Origin of the sequence: Pseudomonas sp. Pc102 (assembly GCF_018408275.1) — a bacterium.
In the GTDB taxonomy this organism is placed as follows: domain Bacteria; phylum Pseudomonadota; class Gammaproteobacteria; order Pseudomonadales; family Pseudomonadaceae; genus Metapseudomonas; species Metapseudomonas tohonis.
Window position 1 is genome coordinate 2,504,394 of the sequence record NZ_AP021905.1, and the last position, 21,376, is coordinate 2,525,769.

The 21,376-nt window shown below is 66.4% G+C and carries 16 protein-coding genes and 1 pseudogene; 8 read left to right on the forward strand and 9 right to left on the reverse strand.

All coding sequences use genetic code 11. From position 1 onward, the window contains the following. Positions 1–33 precede the first annotated feature (33 nt). The 3 genes from PHLH3_RS11745 (at position 34) to PHLH3_RS11755 (ending at position 3,677) form a co-directional block, all read left to right on the forward strand. Positions 34–690 (forward strand): CoA transferase subunit B, encoded by a 657-nt coding sequence (locus PHLH3_RS11745; RefSeq protein WP_173180323.1) that lies wholly within the window; start codon positions 34–36, stop codon positions 688–690. Positions 691–795: 105 nt separating this feature from the next. Beyond that, complete coding sequence (locus PHLH3_RS11750) at positions 796–1,974, forward strand: acetyl-CoA C-acetyltransferase (RefSeq protein ID WP_213629341.1); 1,179 nt, start codon at positions 796–798, stop codon at positions 1,972–1,974. A 284-nt stretch (positions 1,975–2,258) separates the two neighbouring features. Continuing rightward, entirely contained in the window at positions 2,259–3,677 is a 1,419-nt protein-coding gene (locus PHLH3_RS11755) for a short-chain fatty acid transporter (RefSeq protein WP_213629343.1), read from the forward strand. A gap of 46 nt (positions 3,678–3,723) precedes the next feature. On the opposite strand, the gene PHLH3_RS11760 is transcribed toward PHLH3_RS11755, so the two are convergent. The 7 genes from PHLH3_RS11760 to PHLH3_RS11790 form a co-directional block, all read right to left on the reverse strand. Further along, positions 3,724–5,415: an ABC transporter ATP-binding protein gene (locus tag PHLH3_RS11760; protein WP_213629345.1), complete on the reverse strand. Its 1,692-nt coding sequence runs from the start codon at positions 5,413–5,415 to the stop codon at positions 3,724–3,726. Positions 5,416–6,233: 818 nt separating this feature from the next. After that, the gene (locus PHLH3_RS11765) at positions 6,234–7,142 is read right to left on the reverse strand and encodes a hydroxymethylglutaryl-CoA lyase (protein ID WP_213629347.1); all 909 of its coding nucleotides are present in this window, start codon (positions 7,140–7,142) and stop codon (positions 6,234–6,236) included. A 220-nt stretch (positions 7,143–7,362) separates the two neighbouring features. After that, positions 7,363–9,306, reverse strand: coding sequence for an acetyl/propionyl/methylcrotonyl-CoA carboxylase subunit alpha (locus PHLH3_RS11770; protein ID WP_213629349.1), 1,944 nt, complete (start codon positions 9,304–9,306; stop codon positions 7,363–7,365). A gap of 69 nt (positions 9,307–9,375) precedes the next feature. Beyond that, a complete protein-coding gene (locus PHLH3_RS11775) occupies positions 9,376–10,173 on the reverse strand; it encodes a gamma-carboxygeranoyl-CoA hydratase (protein ID WP_213629351.1) in 798 nt (265 codons plus the stop codon). A gap of 91 nt (positions 10,174–10,264) precedes the next feature. Next, entirely contained in the window at positions 10,265–11,869 is a 1,605-nt protein-coding gene (locus tag PHLH3_RS11780; protein ID WP_213629353.1) for a carboxyl transferase domain-containing protein, read from the reverse strand. An 80-nt stretch (positions 11,870–11,949) separates the two neighbouring features. Then, complete coding sequence (locus PHLH3_RS11785) at positions 11,950–13,113, reverse strand: isovaleryl-CoA dehydrogenase (RefSeq protein ID WP_173180051.1); 1,164 nt, start codon at positions 13,111–13,113, stop codon at positions 11,950–11,952. A gap of 43 nt (positions 13,114–13,156) precedes the next feature. Further along, a complete protein-coding gene (locus tag PHLH3_RS11790) occupies positions 13,157–13,552 on the reverse strand; it encodes a MerR family DNA-binding transcriptional regulator (protein WP_021218137.1) in 396 nt (131 codons plus the stop codon). A gap of 234 nt (positions 13,553–13,786) precedes the next feature. Here PHLH3_RS11790 and PHLH3_RS11795 point away from each other — a divergent pair, with 234 nt between their 5' ends. From PHLH3_RS11795 to PHLH3_RS11815, 5 genes are all read left to right on the forward strand, one after another. Continuing rightward, positions 13,787–15,676: a sigma-54-dependent Fis family transcriptional regulator gene (locus tag PHLH3_RS11795; protein WP_213629355.1), complete on the forward strand. Its 1,890-nt coding sequence runs from the start codon at positions 13,787–13,789 to the stop codon at positions 15,674–15,676. 127 nt (positions 15,677–15,803) lie between these two features. After that, complete coding sequence (locus tag PHLH3_RS11800) at positions 15,804–17,531, forward strand: ABC transporter ATP-binding protein (protein WP_213629357.1); 1,728 nt, start codon at positions 15,804–15,806, stop codon at positions 17,529–17,531. Then, on the forward strand, positions 17,521–18,192 hold the full coding sequence (locus PHLH3_RS11805) for a peptidase S8 and S53 subtilisin kexin sedolisin (RefSeq protein ID WP_213629359.1): 672 nt from the start codon (positions 17,521–17,523) through the stop codon (positions 18,190–18,192). Before PHLH3_RS11800 ends, PHLH3_RS11805 begins: the two co-directional genes overlap by 11 nt. Next, positions 18,185–19,474 (forward strand): FAD-dependent monooxygenase, encoded by a 1,290-nt coding sequence (locus tag PHLH3_RS11810; RefSeq protein WP_213629361.1) that lies wholly within the window; start codon positions 18,185–18,187, stop codon positions 19,472–19,474. Before PHLH3_RS11805 ends, PHLH3_RS11810 begins: the two co-directional genes overlap by 8 nt. 81 nt (positions 19,475–19,555) lie before the next feature. Next, positions 19,556–20,371: a protein phosphatase 2C domain-containing protein gene (locus PHLH3_RS11815; protein WP_111264197.1), complete on the forward strand. Its 816-nt coding sequence runs from the start codon at positions 19,556–19,558 to the stop codon at positions 20,369–20,371. 72 nt (positions 20,372–20,443) lie between these two features. Here the strand turns inward: PHLH3_RS11815 and PHLH3_RS30655 are convergent. Continuing rightward, positions 20,444–20,578 (reverse strand): annotated as a pseudogene (locus tag PHLH3_RS30655) (AraC family transcriptional regulator); the annotation flags it as partial. A 208-nt stretch (positions 20,579–20,786) separates the two neighbouring features. Next, positions 20,787–21,245, reverse strand: coding sequence for an Rrf2 family transcriptional regulator (locus PHLH3_RS11825; RefSeq protein ID WP_213629363.1), 459 nt, complete (start codon positions 21,243–21,245; stop codon positions 20,787–20,789). Between the last annotated feature and the right edge of the window lie 131 nt (positions 21,246–21,376).

A 21,376-nucleotide genomic window follows, 5' to 3' on the forward strand; every position in this document is an offset into this window, starting at 1 on the left:
TCTCCGATAACAGAACAAGATGAGGCCTTTGAAATGGCACTGACCCGCGAACAGATGGCCCAGCGCGTGGCCCGCGAACTGAAGGACGGCTACTACGTGAACCTGGGGATCGGCATCCCCACCCTGGTGGCCAACTACGTGCCCGAGGGCATGGAGGTGATGCTGCAATCCGAGAACGGCCTGCTGGGCATGGGCGCCTTCCCCACCGAGGAGGAAGTCGACGCCGACATGATCAACGCCGGCAAGCAGACGGTCACCGCCAGCAAGGGCGCGGCGATCTTCGACTCCGCCGAATCCTTCGCCATGATCCGTGGCGGCCACGTCGACCTCACGGTGCTGGGCGCCTTCGAGGTGGACGTGCAGGGCAACATCGCCTCCTGGATGATCCCCGGCAAGCTGGTCAAGGGCATGGGCGGCGCGATGGACCTGGTGGCCGGCGCCGACAACATCATCGTCACCATGACCCACGCCTCCAAGGACGGCGAGTCCAAGCTGCTCAAGCATTGCAGCCTGCCGCTCACCGGCTGCCGCTGCATCCGCAAGGTGCTCACCGACCTGGCCTACCTGGAGATCGAGGACGGCGCCTTCATCCTCCGCGAGCGCGCCCCGGGCGTCAGCATCGAGGAGATCGTCGCCAAGACCGCCGGCAAGCTGATCGTCCCGGACGATGTGATCGAAATGAGCTTCTGATTGCTCTGCCGCCCCGCGGACGAAACGCCACGCACGCTCGTCCACGGGGCGGTCTTTTGTTCATCGGCCATGCCCGTGCGGCGTGGCCCCGCAGGAGAACCGAACATGCAAGACGTCGTCATAGTCGCCGCCACCCGCACCGCCGTCGGCAGCTTCCAGGGCTCGCTGGCCAACATCCCCGCCCCCGAGCTGGGCGCCGCGGTGATCCGCCAGCTGCTGGCCCAGACCGGCCTCGACGGCGCCCAGGTGGACGAGGTCATCCTCGGCCAGGTGCTCACCGCAGGTTCCGGCCAGAACCCCGCGCGCCAGGCCGCCATCCTCGCCGGCCTGCCCAACGCCGTGCCGGCCATGACCCTGAACAAGGTCTGCGGCTCCGGCCTCAAGGCCCTGCACCTGGCGGCCCAGGCGATTCGCTGTGGCGACGCCGAGGTGATCATCGCCGGCGGCCAGGAAAGCATGAGCCTCGCCCCCTACGTCATGCCCGGCGCCCGCACCGGCCTGCGCATGGGCCACGCCAAGCTGGTCGACACCATGATCCAGGACGGCCTGTGGGACGCCTTCAACGACTACCACATGGGCATCACCGCGGAGAACCTGGTGGAGAAGTACGGCATCAGCCGTGAAGCCCAGGACGCCTTCGCCGCCGCCTCCCAGCAGAAGGCCTGCGCGGCCATCGAAGCCGGGCGCTTCAAGGACGAGATCACCCCCATCCTGATCCCGCAGAAGAAGGGCGAGCCCGTCGCCTTCGCCACCGACGAGCAGCCCCGCGCCGGCACCACCGCCGAAGCCCTGGCCAAGCTCAAGCCGGCGTTCAAGAAGGACGGCAGCGTCACCGCCGGCAACGCCTCCAGCCTCAACGACGGCGCCGCCGCCGTGCTGCTGATGAGCGCCGAAAAAGCCAAGGCCCTGGGCCTGCCGGTGCTGGCGCGCATCGCCGCCTACGCCAACGCCGGCGTCGACCCGGCGATCATGGGCATCGGCCCGGTCTCGGCCACCAGGCGCTGCCTGGAAAAGGCCGGCTGGAACCTCGGCGAGCTGGACCTGATCGAAGCCAACGAAGCCTTCGCCGCCCAGGCCCTGTCCGTGGGCAAGGAGCTGGGCTGGGATGCCGATAAGGTCAACGTCAACGGCGGCGCCATCGCCATCGGCCACCCCATCGGCGCCTCCGGCTGCCGCGTACTGGTGACCCTGCTGCACGAGATGATCAAGCGCGATGCCAAGAAGGGCCTCGCCACCCTGTGCATCGGTGGCGGCCAGGGCGTGGCGCTGGCGATCGAGCGTTAAGCCTCCAGTCGGGCCGAGGAACCCGGCCCGACGCATCACCCGGCCCAGCCTCCCGTGCTGGGCTCCGCTGCGCCCGGTGACAACCTACGGATAAAGGTTGCGCCGGGAATTGCATCACGCACCGCACCGCTCACCGAGCGGCGCAAGACGCATTCCACGCCCTGGGGCGTGGCGTCGTCGTTTCAGGCAAACAGGGGGCAAAGACCCTCGTGCTGGTTCCAACCCTTATCCGGTGCCCGGCCCCGGCCGTGCCATGCCGACAAGAATAAAAGTGAGGTAGACCGATGGTCACGCAACTCGAAGAAAGCCGTTCCGCCCGTTTCGCCATGCGCTGCTCAGCCTGGGCCGAGCGCTGGTTCCCCGACTCCTGGGTATTCGCCGCGCTGGCGGTCCTGATCGTCACCGTCGCCGTGATGGCCATGGGCGCACCCGCCAGCGCCACGGCCAAGGCCTTCGGTGACGGGTTCTGGAGCCTGATCCCCTTCACCATGCAGATGGCCTTCGTGGTCATCGGCGGCTATGTGGTCGCCAGCTCCGGCCCGGCGTCCCGGCTCATCGACCTGCTGGCCCGGGTGCCGAAGAACGGGCGCTCGGCGGTGGCCTGGGTGGCGCTGATCTCCATGCTCGCCTCGCTGCTCAACTGGGGCCTGTCCCTGGTGTTCGGCGGCCTGCTGGTACGCGCCCTGGCCCGCCGTGAAGACATCAAGATGGACTACCGCGCCGCCGGTGCCGCCGCCTACCTCGGCCTGGGCGCCGTGTGGGCACTGGGGCTGTCGTCCTCCGCCGCGCAGTTGCAGGCCAACCCGGCCAGCCTGCCGCCGTCCATCCTCGCCATCACCGGCGTGATCCCCTTCACCGAGACCATCTTCCTCTGGCAATCGGGCGTGATGCTGCTGGCGCTGATCCTGGTGTCCCTGGCCATCGCCTACATGACCGCGCCCAGCGCGGCCAGCGCCCGTGATGCCAAGGCCTGCGGCGTGGACCCGAGCTTCACCGCGCCGCCGCAGCCCAAGCCGACCCGCCCGGGCGAGTGGCTGGAGCACAGCCCGCTGCTGATCATCATGCTGGTGGTGCTGGCCGGTGGCTGGCTGGCCCAGGAGTTCGCCAGCAAGCCGGCGATCACCGCCATCTCCGGGCTCAACACCTACAACCTGCTGTTCATCATGGCCGGTGCGCTGCTGCACTGGCGCCCGCGCAGCTTCCTCGACGCCGTGGCCCGCGCCGTGCCGACCACCACCGGGGTGCTGATCCAGTTCCCGCTGTACGGCTCCATCGCCGCGCTGATGACCACCGTCAACGGCAGCGACGGCCAGACCCTGGCGCACCACATCTCCACCTTCTTCGTGCAGATCGCCTCCCACGACACCTACGCGCTGCTGATGGGCGTGTACTCCGCCGTGCTGGGCTTCTTCATTCCCTCCGGTGGCGGCAAGTGGATCATCGAGGCGCCCTACGTGATGCAGGTGGCCAACGAGCTGCGCTACCACCTGGGCTGGTCGGTGCAGATCTACAACGCCGCCGAGGCGCTGCCGAACCTGATCAACCCCTTCTACATGCTGCCCCTGCTGGGCGTGCTGGGCCTGAAGGCGCGCGACCTGATCGGCTTCTCCTTCGTCCAGCTGCTGGTGCACACCCCGCTGGTGCTGGTGCTGCTGTGGGCCCTGGGCACCACCCTGGAATACGTGCCGCCGGTGATGCCGTGATGGGGAAAGGCGAGGTGAGGTAAACAGCGATGGATGTTGGGCGCAGTCAACGCTGCGCCCAATCCGATTCTGCTTCATTGAAGCTCTCGGCGTGTGTCATAAGTTCTATACGCACTATCTCATCCGCCATTTCTATGATGGAGCCTTGATGGCTGGCAAAGATCAAAGTACCACCCTGTGACCTAAGGAAACGAAGCGCTTTTTTTGCAGTGTTTTCATCTAGAGCGGAAGTTGGTTCATCGAGAATAATTATACGTTTCTGACGTAATACTGCTCTGGCAATACCAATTCGCTGTTGCTCCCCCCCTGAAAGTGAACGGTTTTCTCCACCGACAGCTATGTCTAGGCTATTTGTGCTGACATCGTCGCTCAGGTGAAGGTCTAGTGCGTCAATTACTTCAATCAGCTCGCTGTCATCCACCACCCTGTCCGTGCCGTAAAGCAGGTTTTCACGAACCGTTCCCGAAAAGATAAATGGGGTTTGTTGGACAACGCTTATTTGGTCAATTACCGCATCGGACGAAAGGGTCTTCAGGTCCGCCCCGAAGAGGGCTATGGAACCTGTATAGGTGCGATTTAACCCGATCATACTATTGATTAATGTTGTCTTTCCGCTGCCGGAAGGGCCGCAGATTGCGTAGGTCTTTCCGAGCTGGATGTTGGTGGACAGTGGTTTGATATGCTCGGTTTGATATTTGTCTATCTTGAACAATATAGAGGATTTTTTGCACTGAGTTGTACCGCTTGGAGAGGGGGCGGTGAGCTTGAAATATTTGAGGCCGGCCTCCAGTGCAAGATGATCTCTCTTCAGGCCGACTAAGGAGCTGGCGATTACTGCGAATGGGGCTGTTAGCTGGACGACATAGGAGACCACCATCACAAAGTCGCCGACCGAGAATTGGTTATTAAGTGTAAGGTTGGCCGATGTAAGGGTGAATGCGAGGAGGGTCATACCGATCGCAATGACTTGCAAGCTTAGTAGGAGAGCCATTCGTGAGTTTGCTTTGAAGATAGCCTTTGTATAATTATGAATGACGCTTTTGATTTTTCTTGATTCTCTAGGTTGCGAGGCGTTTATAAGTATTTCGTTGGTTGCATCAATTTTTTCAGACAGGAACTCAGTAAGTTCATTTACTGCATTGAAACAGTCCAGGTGCACGTCTTCTGTTCTTTGTGATACCCATATTGCGATAAGAAATAGCAGGGTGATGGAAACTAAAAATGCGAAGGAGAAAGCTAGGCTCGTTGATTTCCACAAGATGATGAATACAAGAATTAATTCGAAGGCTAATGGTGCTAGAGTCCAGAATAGTGTTTGATTGATTTGTCCAAAACTTGTCATTGATCTGTCAAAATCTGAAAGAATCTCTCCCTTTGTTAGGATTTTATGATTTTCTGGGGTGAGCTTTAAGAAGCATTCGAATAGTGATCTATAAAAAGACGCATCGCAGCGTACCATGACATAAGAGGTTGCTATGCTTTTGAGCCATTCCATTGCATTGCTGACTGTCCAGGCTAGTGCATAGGCAGAGACAACTATATATAAAAGGCTTCTCTCGGCAGAAGAGTTGCTCAGTAAATTTGCTGACTCCCTCAAAAGTAGCGGTACGATAGAGCTGAACGCGGAAATGAATAAAATAATAGCAAGTACTAATGAGAAGTCTCTGAAGAATGCCGGGTATTTTTGTTTAGTTATGTCGAGCGCGTTACGGTAGGAATGAGTTAGTTTGGTGCTCATGGTCGGGATAATGATCTCTTGCTAGATAGAGAGGATTTCATGAAGTGATTCAGGGATTTCTTGTTTGTCGCCTATAACCAAACCGCTATCACTTTCAGTCCACGCATGGGCAAAAAATCATCCGATTTTGAGTGTGAAAACCTCTCCTTTAACTGCTTGGAGAAGATGCATATGACTGCTGCAGGCATGATGTGCTGAGAGATAGTTTTTATGCCTGTTTGATGCTTCGGTCGAAGTGCTTGCTCTAACTATTAATTGGCTGGGTTTAAATGATTGGTTTTTTAGCATTGAAGTCCGCTCCTTCTGCTCCTTCGCTGTGATGCCATTTGATGCTTGTCTTGAATGCGATGAGTTTCAATAGGTAGCGGCTTATGAAAGCTGGCGAAAAGTAGCGACGTTGCTTGCGAAGATTCTTAGGCGGTATTTAAGGGGGTGAAAATGACACAAGGCGCCTAGTCAATTTATTACATTATTTGAATGGTCTGGTGGGGTTTAATTGGCGGTTGGGTGGTAATGCTTTATAAATTCTAGGCGGGAAGCGTTAGGCGTTAAAAGGACCGCTGTTTTCGATCATGTCAGGCCCGGTTTCTTATTGCCAAAAAGCGGCGAAGAAAATTTCGCGAAGGAGCGGGGATAACAGATGGATTTGTTTGGCCTTGGTTAGCCGATAGGGAGCGGAATCTATGCGAACGCTTGAACTGCAAATGCAGGAGCGGGTAGGTGGCGGACTGGCTCCGCCTTCCTGGTTGCAGAGATCGTTGCCTGTGGGGTGGATGAGACCCCAGCGTTAATTTTTGAAAACGGCAAGTAGACCGGAACTATCTGCCCCGCTTGGCCAGCAGCGCGCGGGCGACGCGGGAGCCGTTTTCCTTGCCGAGCACGGCGCAGATGCGTTGGCCGGCGTCCACCAGGCGGTCCATGTCGATGCCGGTTTCGATGCCCATGCCGTTCATGAGGTAGAGCAGGTCTTCGGTGGCGACGTTGCCGGTGGCGCCCTTGGCGTAGGGGCAGCCGCCGAGGCCGGCGACGGAGCTGTCGAACACGGCGATGCCTTCCAGCAGGCCGGCGTGGACGTTGGCCACGGCCTGGCCGTAGGTGTCGTGGAAGTGCCCGGCGAGGCGCTCGCGGGGCACCCTGGCGCCCACCACCTCGAACAGGTGGCGGGTGGCGCCGGCGGTGCCGGTGCCGATGGTGTCGCCGAGGGAGACTTCATAGCAGCCCATGGCGTCCAGCTGGGCGGCGATGGCGGCCACCTGTTCGGCGGGCACCTCGCCCTCGTAGGGGCAGCCCAGCACACAGGAGATGTAGCCGCGCACGCGGATGCCGTTGGCCCGCGCCGCGTCCATCAGCGGCACGAAGCGCTCCAGGCTCTCGGCGATGGAGCAGTTGATGTTCTTCTGCGAGAAGGCCTCGGAGGCGGCGGCGAACACCGCCACTTCCTTCACCCCGGCTTCCAGGGCGGCCTCGAAGCCCTTCATGTTCGGCGCCAGGGCGGCATAGGTGACGCCCGGGCGGTAGGTGATGCCGGCGAACACCTCGGTGCTGCCGGCCATCTGCGGCACCCACTTGGGCGAGACGAAGCTGCCCACCTCGATGTAGCCGAGGCCGGCGGCGGAGAGGTCGTCCACCAGGCGCACCTTGTCGGCCACGCTGATGGGTTGCTTCTCGTTCTGCAGGCCATCGCGGGGGCCGACTTCGACCAGGCGGACCTTCTTGGGAATCGTCATCGCGTCATCTCTCTCATTCATCGGCGGCGCCGAGCCGGGTTCCCGGCTTAATCAGAGTTCATCTCCGTAGGATGGGTAGAGCGAAGCGAAACCCATCAACCCCGCGATGGGTTTCGCGGGGCTCTACCCATCCTACAAGGGCATCGGTGGCAGGTGCCGGGCCGGGCCAGGCTGGTGGATGTAAAGAGCGACGACATCCACCCTACGGGGCTGTGCCCCCTCAGGCCTCTTCCAGCTCCACCAGCGCGGTGCCTTCGGCGACCAGTTCGCCTTCGCTGCAGTACAGCGCCTTGACGGTGCCTGCGTGGGGCGCGCGGATGCTGTGCTCCATCTTCATCGCCTCCAGCACCACCAGGGCAGTGCCGGCTTCGACGGCCTGGCCGGCGTCCACCAGGATGCGCACGATACTGCCGTTCATGGGCGCCGTCAGCCCTCCGTGATGGGCGTGCCCGGCCTGGGCCTCGGCCACCGGGTCGACCTGTTCCACGCGTTGCAGCTCGCCGTCCCATTCCAGGTAGAGGGTGTTGCCCCGGCGGATCGCCAGGCGCTGGCGGGTGATGCCGTCCTGTTCCTGCCACAGGCGTTCGCCCTCGAGGCGGATCGGGCTCGGCGCGGTGCCGCGCAGGCGCACCACCTGGCGTTCCTCGCCACAGGCCAGGTGCAGGTCCACCTCGCTGGGCAGCCCGGGGCGCCAGCCATCGTTGCGGCTCCAGGGCGAATGCGGGTCGTCCTCGCGCAGGCGGGCGGCGCTGCCCTGGCGGAAGGCTTCGGCGGCAACCTGCCAGAGGGCTTCGGGCCGCGCGGCAGGGGCGGGCAGAAGTGGCTCCTGGTGGCGGGCGATGAAGCCGGTGTCCAGTTCGGCGGCGGCGAAGGCGGGGTGGGCCAGCACGCGGCGGAGGAAGGCCAGGTTGGTGGCGAAGCCGCCCACGGCGGTTTCGTCGAGCATGGCCAGCAGGCGCTGGCGGGCTTCCTCGCGGGTCTCGCCCCAGGCGATCAGCTTGGCCAGCATCGGGTCGTAGAAGGGCGAGACCTCATCGCCCTCGGCGACGCCGCTGTCCACCCGGCGGCCGGGGCCGGCGGCGGGTTCGCGGTACAGCGCGAGGCGGCCGCTGGCGGGGAGGAAGTCCTGCTGCGGGTCTTCCGCGTAGAGGCGCACTTCGATGGCATGGCCGTTCAGCGGCACCTGCTCCTGGGTGATGGGCAGCGCCTCGCCCCGGGCGACGCGGATCTGCCAGGCCACCAGGTCCAGGCCGGTGATGGCCTCGGTGACCGGGTGCTCCACCTGCAGGCGGGTGTTCATCTCCATGAAGAAGAAGTCGCCACGCTCGTCGAGGAGGAATTCCACGGTGCCGGCACCGACGTAGCCAATGGCCTGGGCGGCGCGCACGGCGGCTTCGCCCATGGCGCGGCGCAGCTCCGGCGACAGGCCGGGGGCGGGGGCTTCCTCGACCACCTTCTGGTGGCGGCGCTGGATCGAGCAATCACGCTCGTTGAGGTACAGGCAGTTGCCGTGGCGGTCGGCGAACACCTGGATCTCCACGTGGCGCGGCTTGAGGACGTACTTCTCCACCAGCATGCGCGCGTCGCCGAAGGCCGACTGGGCTTCACGCTGGGCCGAGGCCAGGGCTTCGCCCAGCTCGGCTTCGCGCTCGACCACCTTCATGCCCTTGCCGCCACCACCGGCGGCGGCTTTCAGCAGCACCGGGTAGCCGATGCGCTCGGCGGCGGTGCGGAAGGTCTCCAGGTCCTGGGCCTCGCCGTGGTAGCCGGGCACCAGGGGCACGCCGGCTTCCTCCATCAGCGCCTTGGCGGCGGACTTGCTGCCCATGGCGTCGATGGCGCTGGCCGGCGGGCCGAGGAACACCAGGCCGGCGGCCTCGATGGCACGGGCGAAGGCGGCGTTCTCGGAGAGGAAGCCGTAGCCGGGGTGGATGGCCTGGGCACCGCTGGCCTGGGCGGCGGCGATGATGCGCTCGGCCAGCAGGTAGCTTTCCGAGGGCTTGGCGCCCCCCAGGTTCACCGCCATGTCCGCCTCGCGCACGTGGCGGGCGTGGCGATCGATTTCACTGTGCACGGCCACGGTGGTCAGGCCCAGGGCCTTGGCGGTGCGCATCACCCGGCAGGCGATTTCGCCACGGTTGGCGATCAGCAAGGTTGTAATCATTGTTCTGCTCCTTTGGCGAGCTGGGGCTAGTGCTGGCTGCGACTGCTTCCAGCTTCGGGCTTCCAGCTTCTAGCTGTTCGTCTGCCAACTCGGCTTGCGCTTCTCCAGGAAGGCCGTGAGCCCTTCCTGCCCCTCGGGGCTGACGCGGATGCGGGCGATGGCGTTCTCGGTGTAGCGGCGCAGGTTGGGGCTGAGGGCACCGCTGCCGACTTCGCGCATCAGCTCCTTGCTCACGCGCATGGCCTGGGGGCTGTTCAGCAGCAGGTTGGCGGTCCAGTCCTGCACCGCCTGTTCCAGTTCCTCCGCCGGGTAGCACTCGGCGAGCAGGCCCAGTTCGCGGGCGCGCTCGCCGCTGAAGCGTTCGGCGGTGAGGGCGTAGCGGCGCGCGGCGCGCTCGCCGATGGCCTGGACCACGAAGGGGCTGATCACCGCCGGGGCCAGGCCGATGCGCACCTCCGACAGGGAGAACTGCGCGTCGCTGGCACCGATGGCCATGTCGCAGCAGCTGATCAGGCCCAGTGCGCCGCCAAAGGCCGCGCCCTGCACCACGGCCAGGGTCGGCACCTTGAGCTGGTAGAGGTTGTACATCAGCTCGGCCAGCTCGCGGGAGTCGTCCAGGTTGGCGTTGTAGTCGAGGCGCGCGGACTCCTGCATCCAGGCGAGATCCGCGCCGGCGGAGAAGTGCCGGCCCCGGCCGCGCAGTATCAGGAAGCGCACGTTGGCGGCGCTCTTGACGGTTTCGATGGCGAGGATCAGCTCACGGATCATGCCGGCGTTGAAGGCGTTGTTCTTCTCCGGGCGGTTGAGCCAGAGGGTGGCGACGCCGTTGTCGGCGAACTCCAGTTGCAGGGTGTCGAAGTCGGTCATGGGGTTCCCCAGCTGCACGTTTCAAGCGGCAAGCTGCAAGTGCGAGCCGCGGCCCTTGGGGCTTGCGGCTTGCAGCTTGCGGCTGGTTTTTTCACATCCTGAACACGCCGAAAGTGGTCGGCTCGATCGGCGCGTTGAGCGCGCTGGAGATCGCCATGGCGAGCACCTCGCGGGTCTGCGCCGGGTCGATCACGCCGTCGTCCCAGAGCCGCGCGCTGGAGTAGTAGGGGTGCCCCTGGCGCTCGTACTGGTCGAGGATCGGCTGCTTGAGGCGGGCCTCTTCCTCGGCGTTGAACACCTGCCCGGCGCGTTCGCTCTGCTCGCGCTTGACCTGGGCCAGCACCCCGGCGGCCTGCTCGGCGCCCATCACGCCGATGCGCGCGTTGGGCCACATCCACAGGAAGCGCGGGTCGTAGGCGCGGCCGCACATGCCGTAGTTACCGGCGCCGAAGCTGCCGCCGATGATCACGGTGAACTTGGGCACCCTGGCGCAGGCCACGGCGGTGACCAGCTTGGCGCCGTGCTTGGCGATGCCGCCGGCCTCGTACTTCTGGCCGACCATGAAGCCTGTGATGTTCTGCAAGAACAGCAGCGGGATGCCGCGCTGGCAGGCCAGTTCGATGAAGTGCGCGCCTTTCTGCGCAGCCTCGGCGAAGAGGATGCCGTTGTTGGCGAGGATGGCGATCGGGTAGCCGTTCAGGTGGGCGAAGCCGCACACCAGGGTGGTGCCGAACAGGGCCTTGAATTCATCGAACTCGGAGCCGTCCACCAGGCGGGCGATCACCTCGCGCACATCGAAGGGCTGCTTGGCGTCCGCCGGGATCACCCCGTACAGCTCCTCCGCCGCGTAGCGCGGTGGCACCGGCTGGCGGTGGTTGAGCTGGCCGAGCTTGCGCCAATTGAGGTTGGCGATGCTGCGGCGCGCGAGCGCCAGGGCGTGGGCGTCGTCCTCGGCGTAGTGGTCGGCCACGCCCGAGGTCTTGCAGTGCACATCGGCACCGCCCAGGTCCTCGGCGCTCACCACCTCGCCGGTGGCGGCCTTCACCAGCGGCGGGCCGGCGAGGAAGATGGTGGCCTGGTTGCGCACCATGATGGTCTCGTCGCTCATCGCCGGCACGTAGGCGCCACCGGCGGTGCAGGAGCCCATGACCACGGCGATCTGCGGGATGCCCAGGGCGCTCATGTTGGCCTGGTTGAAGAAGATGCGGCCGAAGTGCTCGCGGTCGGGGAAGACCTCGTCCTGGCGCGGCAGGTTGGCGCCGCCGGAGTCCACCAGGTAGATGCACGGCAGGCGGTTTTCCCGGGCGATGGCCTGGGCGCGCAGGTGCTTCTTCACCGTCAGCGGGTAGTAGGAGCCGCCTTTCACCGTGGCGTCGTTGGCCACGATCATGCATTCGACGCCTTCCACGCGACCGATGCCGGCCACCACGCCGGCGGCGGGCACGTCCTCGCCATACACCTCGTGGGCGGCCAGCTGGCCGATCTCGAGGAAGGGCGAGCCGGGGTCGAGCAGGCGGTTGATGCGCTCGCGCGGCAGCAGCTTGCCCCGCGAGGTGTGGCGTTCCTGGGCCTTGGCGCCGCCGCCTTCATGGACGCGCGCCAGCAGCTCGCGTAGCGCGCCGACCTGCTCGCCCATCGCCGCGGCGTTGGCGGCGAAGTCGGGGGAGCGGGGGTTGATCTGGGTGTGCAGGATCATGGCTTCTCCATGAGCTGCAAGCCGCAAGCACCAAGCTGCAAGAGGGGCTCCCTTGCCGCTTGAAGCTTGCTGCTTGCCGCTTACTTAGTCTCGTTGAACAGCTCGCGCCCGATCAGCATGCGGCGGATCTCGCTGGTGCCGGCGCCGATCTCGTAGAGCTTGGCGTCGCGCAGCAGGCGGCCGGCGGGGAATTCGTTGATGTAGCCGTTGCCGCCGAGGATCTGGATCGCGTCCAGGGCCATTTGCGTCGCGCGCTCGGCGGTGTAGAGGATCACCCCGGCGGCGTCCTTGCGGGTGGTCTCGCTGCGGTCGCAGGCCTGGGCCACGGCATAGAGGTAGGCGCGGCTGGCGTTGAGCTGGGTGTACATGTCGGCGACCTTGCCCTGGATCAGCTGGAACTCGCCGATGCTCTGGCCGAACTGCTTGCGGTCGTGGATGTAGGGCACCACCACGTCCATGCACGCCTGCATGATCCCGGTGGGGCCGCCGGAGAGCACCACGCGCTCGTAGTCGAGCCCGCTCATCAGCACCTTCACGCCACCATTGAGCACGCCGAGGATGTTTTCCTCCGGCACCTCGACGTCATCGAAGAACAGCTCGCAGGTGTTGGAGCCGCGCATGCCGAGCTTGTCGAACTTGTTGCTGCGGGAGAACCCCTTCCAGTCGCGCTCGACGATGAAGGCGGTGATGCCGTGGGGGCCCTTGTCCAGGTCGGTCTTGGCGTAGATCACGTAGGTGTTGGCGTCGGGCCCGTTGGTGATCCAGGTCTTGCTGCCGTTGAGCACGAAGCGGTCGCCCTTGCGGTCGGCGCGCAGCTTCATGGAGACCACGTCGGAGCCGGCGTTGGGCTCGCTCATGGCCAGGGCGCCGACGTGCTCGCCGCTGATCAGCTTGGGCAGGTACTTGTGCTTCTGCTCGGCGGTGCCGTTGCGGTTGATCTGGTTGACGCACAGGTTGGAGTGGGCGCCGTAGGAGAGGGCGACCGAGGCGGAACCGCGGCTGATCTCCTCCATGGCCACCACGTGGGCCAGGTAGCCCAGGCCCGCGCCGCCGAACTCCTCGGGCACGGTGATGCCGAGCAGGCCCATCTCGCCGAACTTCTTCCACATGTCCATGGGGAAGGCATTCTCGCTGTCCACCTGGGCCGCGCGGGGCGCCAGTTCGGCGGCGACGAAGTGCTGCACCTGCTCGCGCAGCATGTCGATGGTGTCGCCGAGGGCGAAGTTCAGGCTCGGGTAAGTCATGGTTCCACCTGTGCTTGTGATTGTCGGGAAACGGGTTGTCGGGTCAGGCGCTGGCGCCCTGTTTCTTGGTTTCGGCGAGGGCGGCCAGGCAGCGTTCCTCGGCGGTGTCCAGCTCCAGCTGCATCTGCTGGATGTCGAGCAGCTGCTGTTCCAGCTGCGCGCGGCGGGCGGCGATCTTCTCCATGAAGGTCTCCAGCTGCTTGCGGTTGCCGCTGCTCGGGTCGTAGAGGTCGATCAGCTCCTTGCACTCGGCGAGGGAGAAGCCGATGCGCTTGCCGCGCAGGATCAGCTTCAGCGCCACCAGGTCCTTGGGGCTGTAGATGCGCTCCTGGCCCCGGCGTTCGGGGAAGAGCATCTCCTGCTCCTCGTAGAAGCGGATGGCGCGGGTGGTCACATCCAGTTCGCGGGCGAGGTCGGAAATGCTGTAGGTCTTGGACATGGAAACGGGCTCGGCTGTGTTTACCTTTACGTTAACGTAAACCTGTGCGAACCTGCCTGTCAACGCTCGTCACGGTCGTTCCGCTGGCCCCTTCTGGCGCGAAGATTGCTCGCCATGCCCACGGACGACACGACTCTTTACGGCGCCGGAAGGCGGGTGTAGACATTCTGGGCGACCCTGCCGCCGGGCTCCCATACAGGTGCCGGGCGAGGAGGGCGCTGGAGTACGGATGACATGCGAATAACAAGAAACGACGATGTCCTGCGGCAATCCCGGCTCGCCCGACTGCGCCTGCAGAGCGAGGGCGAACTGCCCGGCGGCGTGCTGCGCGAGGAGATCGACGCCTCCTGGCGGCGCAGCCTCGGCCACGGGCTCGACTGCCTCGAAGGCGACGACGCGGGCATCGAGCAGATGCGCGACCTCGACCTCCTGCTGGCGGGCAATCGCCTGCTGATCGACGCCGCCACCCCCGAACTCGAATACCTGGTGCGTCAGCAGGGGCAGGGCGGCCTGGTGATACTCGGTGACGCCCAGGCCAACGTCCTGGCCATCGAAGGGCAGACCGACGCCCTGCAGCTCGCCGGCCTGCGCGACCTGCGCCCGGGCAGCTGCTGGAGCGAATCCCTGCGCGGCACCAACGCCCTGGGCACCGCCGTGGTCGAGGGCCGGCCGACCCTGATCAACAGCGGCGAGCACTACCTGGACCGCCTCAGCCGTTTCGCCTGCACCTCGGTGCCGCTGAAAGACCCCCATGGCCGCGTGGTCGGCGTCATCGACCTGACCCGCGAAGGCCACTTCGCCGAGCCCCGCGACAGCTTCGCCACGCTGCTGCTGGCGGCCGGCAATATCGAGAGCCGCCTGTTCGGCCTGACCTATCCGCAGCAGCTGGTGCTGGCCTTCCATTCACGCCCGCAGTACCTCGGCTCCGCCTGGCACGGCCTGCTGGCCCTGAGCCTGGACGGCGAGCTGCTGGCCGCCAACGACCAGGCCTGCAACCTGCTGCGGGTGGAGCGCCAGGCGCTGCTGGGGCACCGCTGCGAGGAGCTGCTCGGCGCCCGCGCCTCGGGCTTCCTCGCACGCCTGCTGCAGGGCGGGGTGAGCAGCGTGCAGACCCCGCGCGGCGAGTTCTTCTTCCGTGCCCTGCACCTGCCCCGGCACATCGGTGTCGCCCCGGTGGCACCGGCCAGGCCGACCGCCGCGCCCGCACCGGAGCTGGAAGCCCTGGCCGGCGGCAACGCGCGCCTGGCCCGGGCCTTGCGCATGGCCCGCCAGGGGCTGGCCGGCGAGCTGCCGGTGCTGCTGCTGGGCGAAACCGGCACCGGCAAGGAAGTGGTCGCCCGCGCCTTGCACCAGGCCAGTGCGCGCGCGGGCAAGCCTTTCGTCGCGGTGAACTGCGCGGCGATCCCCGAAGGGCTGATCGAATCCGAACTCTTCGGCTACCGAGAGGGCGCCTTCACCGGCTCGCGCAAGGGCGGCATGGTCGGCCGGGTGATGCAGGCCCAGGGCGGCACGCTGTTCCTCGACGAGATCGGCGACATGCCCCTGGCCCTGCAGGCGCGCCTGCTGCGCGTGCTGCAGGAACGCCGCGTCGCACCGCTCGGCGCGGGCGAGGAGCAGGAGCTGGACATCGCCGTGATTTGCGCCACCCACCGCGACCTGCAGCGCCTGGTGCAGGGCGGGCAGTTCCGCGAAGACCTCTACTACCGCGTCAATGGCGTGAGCCTGCGCCTGCCGTCGCTGCGTGAGCGCGATGACCTGGCCACCCTCATCGCCGAGGTGCTGGCGCGCCTCGGCGAACCCGGCATGAGCCTGGACAAGGACCTGGCCGAACTGCTCGGCGGCTACGACTGGCCGGGCAACATCCGCCAGCTGGAGATGGTGCTGCGCTCGGCCCTGGCCATGCGCGAGCCCGGCGAACGGACGCTGGGCCTGGACCACCTCACCGACAGCCTGCTGGACGAGCTGACCAGCAGCCGTCGCCAGCCCGGCAGCATCCGCGAGAACGAGCTGGAGCTGATCCGCAGCGCCCTGGAGCGCCACCAGGGCAATGTCTCGGCCGCCGCCGACGCCCTGGGCATCAGCCGCGCGACCCTGTATCGCAAGCTGAAGCAGCTCAGGGGATGAGTTCCATGCAGGAGCATATTGTTCTTGTAGGGGCGAATTCATTCGCCAAGGGCAACGCAGTTGCCCCGTTGGCAGTCCTCCGGCCTGCTGGGCGAATGAATTCGCCCCTACAGTGTTTCTGTGCCTCATGACCCGCCTCCTGCTCAAACTCGTCGACGCCAGCGACCCCGACCTGCTGCGTCGCGCCCTGGCCTGGCTCTACGGCTTCGTCCGCCCCCACGGGCGGGCCATCGCCGCGCTGCTGGGGCTGTCCCTCTGCGCCAGCCTCCTGGTGCTGGCGCAGCCCTGGCTGACCAAGACGCTGATCGACGACGGCCTGCTGGCCCGGGACTTCGGCACCCTGGTGCAGGTGGCCCTGGCGATGATCCTGGTCGGGCTGCTCGGCACGGCGCTGTCGGGCATCAACCGCTACCTGCACACACGGCTCTCGGGGCGCATCCTCTTCGCCCTGCGTGACGACCTCTACCGCCACCTGCAGCGCCTGTCGCCGGCCTTCTTCGGGCGCAAGCGCCTGGGCGACATCCTTTCCCGGCTCGATGGCGACGTGGCGGAAATCCAGCGCTTCGCCGTGGACTCGCTGTTCTCCGCCGTCTCCAGCGTCATCGGCCTGGTCGGCGCGGTGGCGCTGATGCTGATGCTGTCCTGGCAGCTGTCGCTGCTGCTGGCGCTGCTGATCCCCATCGAGGTGCTCTGGCTGCGCTGGATGCGGCGCAAGGTGGAGCGCGAGGTGCGCAGCCTGCGCGAGCGTTCGGCGGATGTGTCGTCCTTCCTGGTGGAAACCCTGCCGGCGATGAAATTCATCCAGGCCGCCGGTGCCCAGCAGCGCGAAGCGCGGCGCCTGGAAGGCTTGGGGCAGGGCTACATGCGCCAACTGCTGCGGGTGCAGGTCACCGAGTTCTTCACCCACGCGGTGCCCGGCACGCTCACCTCGCTGTCGCGCGCCTGCGCCTTCCTCATCGGCGGCTACTGGGTGATCCAGGGCACCTGGCAGCTGGGCGCGCTGATCGCCTTCTCCACCTACCTGGGCATGGCCGTGGGGCCGGTGCAGAGCCTGCTGGGGCTCTATGTCGCGCTGCAGCGGATGACCGTCAGCCTCGGCCGGGTGATGGAGCTGCAGCAGGAGCCGGTCACGGTGCGCCAGAGCGATGCGCCGCAGCCGATGCCGGAAGGCCGTGGCGCGCTGCGCCTGGAGGGCGTGCACTTCGCCCACGAGCAGCGCGCCGGCCTGCTACTCGATGGCGTGGACGCGAGCATTCCCGCCGGCCTCAAGGTCGCCATCAGCGGGGCGTCGGGCGTCGGCAAGTCCACCCTGATCGACCTGCTGCAACGCTTCTACGACCCGGACCGGGGCCGCATCCTGCTGGACGGCGCCGACCTGCGCGAACTGGACCTGCTCGCCCTGCGCCGGCGCATCGCCGTGGTCAGCCAGGACATCGTGCTGTTCCGCGGCACCCTGGCGGAGAACCTCGCCTACGCCGCCCCCGATGCCAGCCGCGAGGCCATCGAACAGGTGGCGCGGCTGGCCCGCCTCGATGGCCTGATCGCGTCCCTGCCCCTGGGGCTGGACAACCCCCTGGGCGAGCGTGGCCAGCAGCTTTCCGGGGGGCAGAGGCAGCGCATCGCCATCGCCCGCGCGCTGTTGCAGGACCCGCTGATCCTGGTGCTGGACGAAGCCACCTCGGCGGTGGACGAAGCCACCGAGCGCGAGGTGATCGCCGCCATCGACCAGCTCTTCGCCGGGCGCACGCGCATCCTCATCAGCCACCGTGCCTCCACCCTGGCCGAAGCCGATCTCGCGTTCCGCATGGAGCAGGGCCGCCTGCAGCGCCTGGAGCCGGTGAGCCATGGGCACTGAGCTGGCCATCGGCATCATCGACAGCGGCTTCGCCCTCGAGCAGGCCGAGCGGGTGACACTGGCCCGACGCTTCTGGCTGGAGGGCGGCGAGCTGCAGGAAGGCGAGGCGCAGCCCGATGCCCTCGGCCACGGCCCCCTGGTGCTGGATGCCATCTGCCCGCCCAGCGCGCCGGTGCGCACCTGCATGGCGCAGGTCTTCGGCGAGCGTTGGCAGACCAGCCCGTTGCAGGTCGCCGCCGCCCTGTACTGGCTGGCGGAGCAGGGCGTGGCGTTGATCAACATGAGCCTCGGCCTGCGTAATGACCGCCCCGTGCTGCGCGAGGCCTGCGCGCTGGTGCAGAGCGCCGGTGTGCTGCTCTGCGCCTCCAGCCCCGCCCAGGGCGCGCCGGTGTACCCGGCCGGCTACCCGGGGGTGATCCGCATCACCGGCGATGCCCGCTGCGCGCCAGGACAGTGGTCCTGGCTGGGCAGCCCCCAGGCCGATTTCGGCGCCCATGTCAGTGCCGCCAATGGCGTGGCCGGAGCCAGCATGGCCTGCGCTGCAATGAGCGGAATCATCGCGGCCCACCTGCGCGAGCACCCCGGTGCCGGCCGCGAAGCGGTGCTGCGCTGGCTGCACGAAGGCGCGGCCTTCACCGGGCCGGAGCGCCGCCATGGCTGAGGTCGTCGTGCTCGGCGCCGGCCCGGCGGGCGCTGCGGTCGCCCTGGGGCTGAAACGGCTGGGCTACCCGGTGCGTGTGGTCAGCGAGTGGCGGCGTTTCGCAGCGCTGGAGGGCGTGTCGCAACGGGTGCTCGAAGGCCTGCGTCATGCCGGGCTCACCCGTGCACTGGCCTGTGCCGATGCGCCGTCCGCTCGGCGGGTTGCCTGGGGCGCCGGCAGCCAATCGATCAACCGCGAATGCCTGCTGGATCGCCCGCGCTTCGATGCAGCGCTGCGCGAGGACCTGGCCGCTGCCGGCATCGCGGTGCAGGAAGCGCGGGTGCTGCGGGTCGAGGCGCTGGAGCGGGGGCACCTCGTGCATCTCGACGGCGGGGAGCCGCTGCGTGCGGACTTCCTGGTGGAAGCCCGGGGTCGCCAGGCACCGCTGGCGGGGGGGCGCCTGCGTGGGCCGGAAACCCTCAGCCTGCTCAATACCTGGCGCGAAGCACCGGGCCAGCCGGGCTCGGCGCTGGAAAGCCTGGCCGACGGCTGGGCCTGGATGGCACGGCGGGAGGACGGGCGCTGCTACTGGCAGATCACCCTCAACGCCCGCGACCTGCCGCCCAAGGAGCGCCTGCCGGCCTGGTGCGCGCAGCGTCGCAGTGAGTCCGCCCTGGTGTGCGAACTGTTCGGCGAGGTCGCGTTGCAGCCGGCCAACCTGCATGCCCGCAGCAGCACCGCGATTCTCTTCAACGAGGCCAGTGGCGTGGACTGGCTGCGCGTGGGCGATGCCGCCATGGCGGTGGACCCGCTTTCGGGCAATGGCATCTTCCAGTCCCTGTCCTCCGCGTTGCAGGCGCCGGCGGTGATCAACACCCTGCTGCAACGGCCCGAGCGCGGCGGGTTGGCGCAGCGCTTCCATCAGCAGCGGGTGGAGCAACTGTTCCTGCGCTTCGCCCGCACCGGTCGTGATTTCTACGCCCTGGAGCGGCGCTGGGCTAAGCAGCCGTTCTGGCGTGAACGCAGTGCCTGGCCGGATGCCGAGCCGCTGCACGTGCCAGCCGATGTGGGCCAGCTGCGGGTCGAGCGTGGACCCGTCATCCAGGGCGATTTGATCGAGGAGCGCGAGGTGGTCGTCACCGCCGACCAGCCCCTGGGCATCTGGCACCTGGACGGCATCGCACTCGCGCCCATCGTCCGGGCGCTGCATGGCGGCCGGCTCTCAGAGGCCCTGGCGGAGCAGGCGCCCGAGGCGCGGCGCAAGCTCCAGGGCTGGCTCCTGGCCCAGGGGTATAGGCCCTGATTCGTCCGTTTCCTGCCCTGTTCGGAATGACCGAAGGCTAGAATGCGACGTTGATTCAGCCTGGCCATTGAAGGGACCTCCATGCATTTCGACCTGATCCAGACCCTCAGCCTCGCGGGCAAGAACTCGGTTCCGAACGACGACCGCATCGGCAGCGCCGAGCAGCATGCCTGGGTCATCGACGGCGCCACCGACCTCGGCGAACCGGGGCTCATGGGCGAGCGCGGTGGCGCGGCCTGGCTGGCCGGCTCGGCGCATCGCGCATTCGCCGGTGCCTCGGGCCCGCTGGCGGAACTGTGCAACGGGGTGTTCGACCGCGTCGCCACGGACTATGCGCGTGACCGCCAGCGCGAGCCGGTCGCCCACTGGGAGTTGCCCCGCGCCTCGCTCGCCGCCGTGGCCATCGAGGGCGAAAGCCTCGCCTGCGGCCATCTCGGCGACTGCGTCGTCATCCACCGCAGCGCCAGCGGCGTCGCCTTCCTCACCCCCGAGCCGAACCGCGACACCGAACAGGCCGAAGCCGCGGCCCTGGGCCCGGGCACCGGTGCCGACAACGTGCGCAGCGCCCACGTGCTGGCCGACCGCCGCGCCGCCCGCGAACGCCCGAAGGCGGTGCTGAGCGTCGACGCCGAGCAGGCGAAGGCGGGCATGCACTACGCCCGCGCGCCGCTGGCCAGGGGCGACGACCTGCTGCTGATGACCGATGGCTTCGCCGCGCTGTTCGACACCTACCGCCACTACGACGCCGCCACCCTGGTGGCCCGCGTGCTCGAAAGCGGCCTGCTGCCCCTGGCCGCCGAGCTGCGCCGCATCGAACTCGAAGACGCCGCCTGCCTGCGCTATCCGCGCTTCAAGGCCAGCGACGATGCCTCGGTGATCTGGTTGCGGGTGGGGTAGGGCCGAAAGGCCCGCGTAGGGCGGGTGAAACCCGCGATGTTCCTGTACTCAGGGCGTCGGGTTGCACCCGACCTACGGGATTTGTCCGCGACGCACCACCGGTACCCACACCTCCACGAACCCCGTCCCCTCCATCGGCTCGAAATCGGCGCTGTATCGCTCGAACTCCGGGGCGTCGGCGAAGGCGTACCCGGACTCCGGCAGCCACTTGTTGAAGAGGGGGCGACGTTAGCAGGGGAGCAAAGGGGGGATTTGATCGTTCTTGCGGGCTGCCCGGGCTGGGGCGATTTCAACTATGAGACCTCGGTGCCGGGCAACTCGCGAATGAATTCGCTCCCACACAGGAGCATGGACGTAGAAGCGAGCTCTGCTCGCGAAGGGCGACTGAAGTCGCCCCTACAGGGACGGCGCGGAATTACTCCTCATGCCGCCCTTCGATCCCCCAGCCACTTGCCTTGCACAGCACATCGAAGTCGCGGGCCAGCTCCGCCAGGGTGATGGCGCCGAGGCGGTCTATGAGCAGGGCCTCGGCCTGGTTCAGGGCGTCTTCCAGGGCGGCGTTGACCACGCGCTCGACGGCGCATTCCGGGGTTTCGTTCTCGATGCCGATGGCGAAGATCCTCGGGCCACCGACGGCGTTGTGGATGTCCAGCAGGGTGATGGTTTCGAGATCCCCGGCCAGCGTCCAGCCACCGCCGTGGCCTTTCTCGGAGCTTACGTAGCCGGCCTGTCGCAGGCCGGCCATGGTGCGGCGGACGACCACTGGGTTGGTGTCCAGCATCCGGGCGATCTGCTCCGAGGTGAAGGGCTGGTCGTGGCGGGCCATGTGCAGCAGCACGTGGAGCATGCGGGAGAGCCTGCTGTCCTTTCTCATCGAGTTACCTCTGTTGCGCCTTGCGTCAGGTGGAATGAGTGACGCCACTTTATAAGTTGCGTGATAAAAAATCCTCGCTCTATCATGTAGCTCTAAAAGTTTCATGACTTTCGGCCGGCCGACTGAGTTGG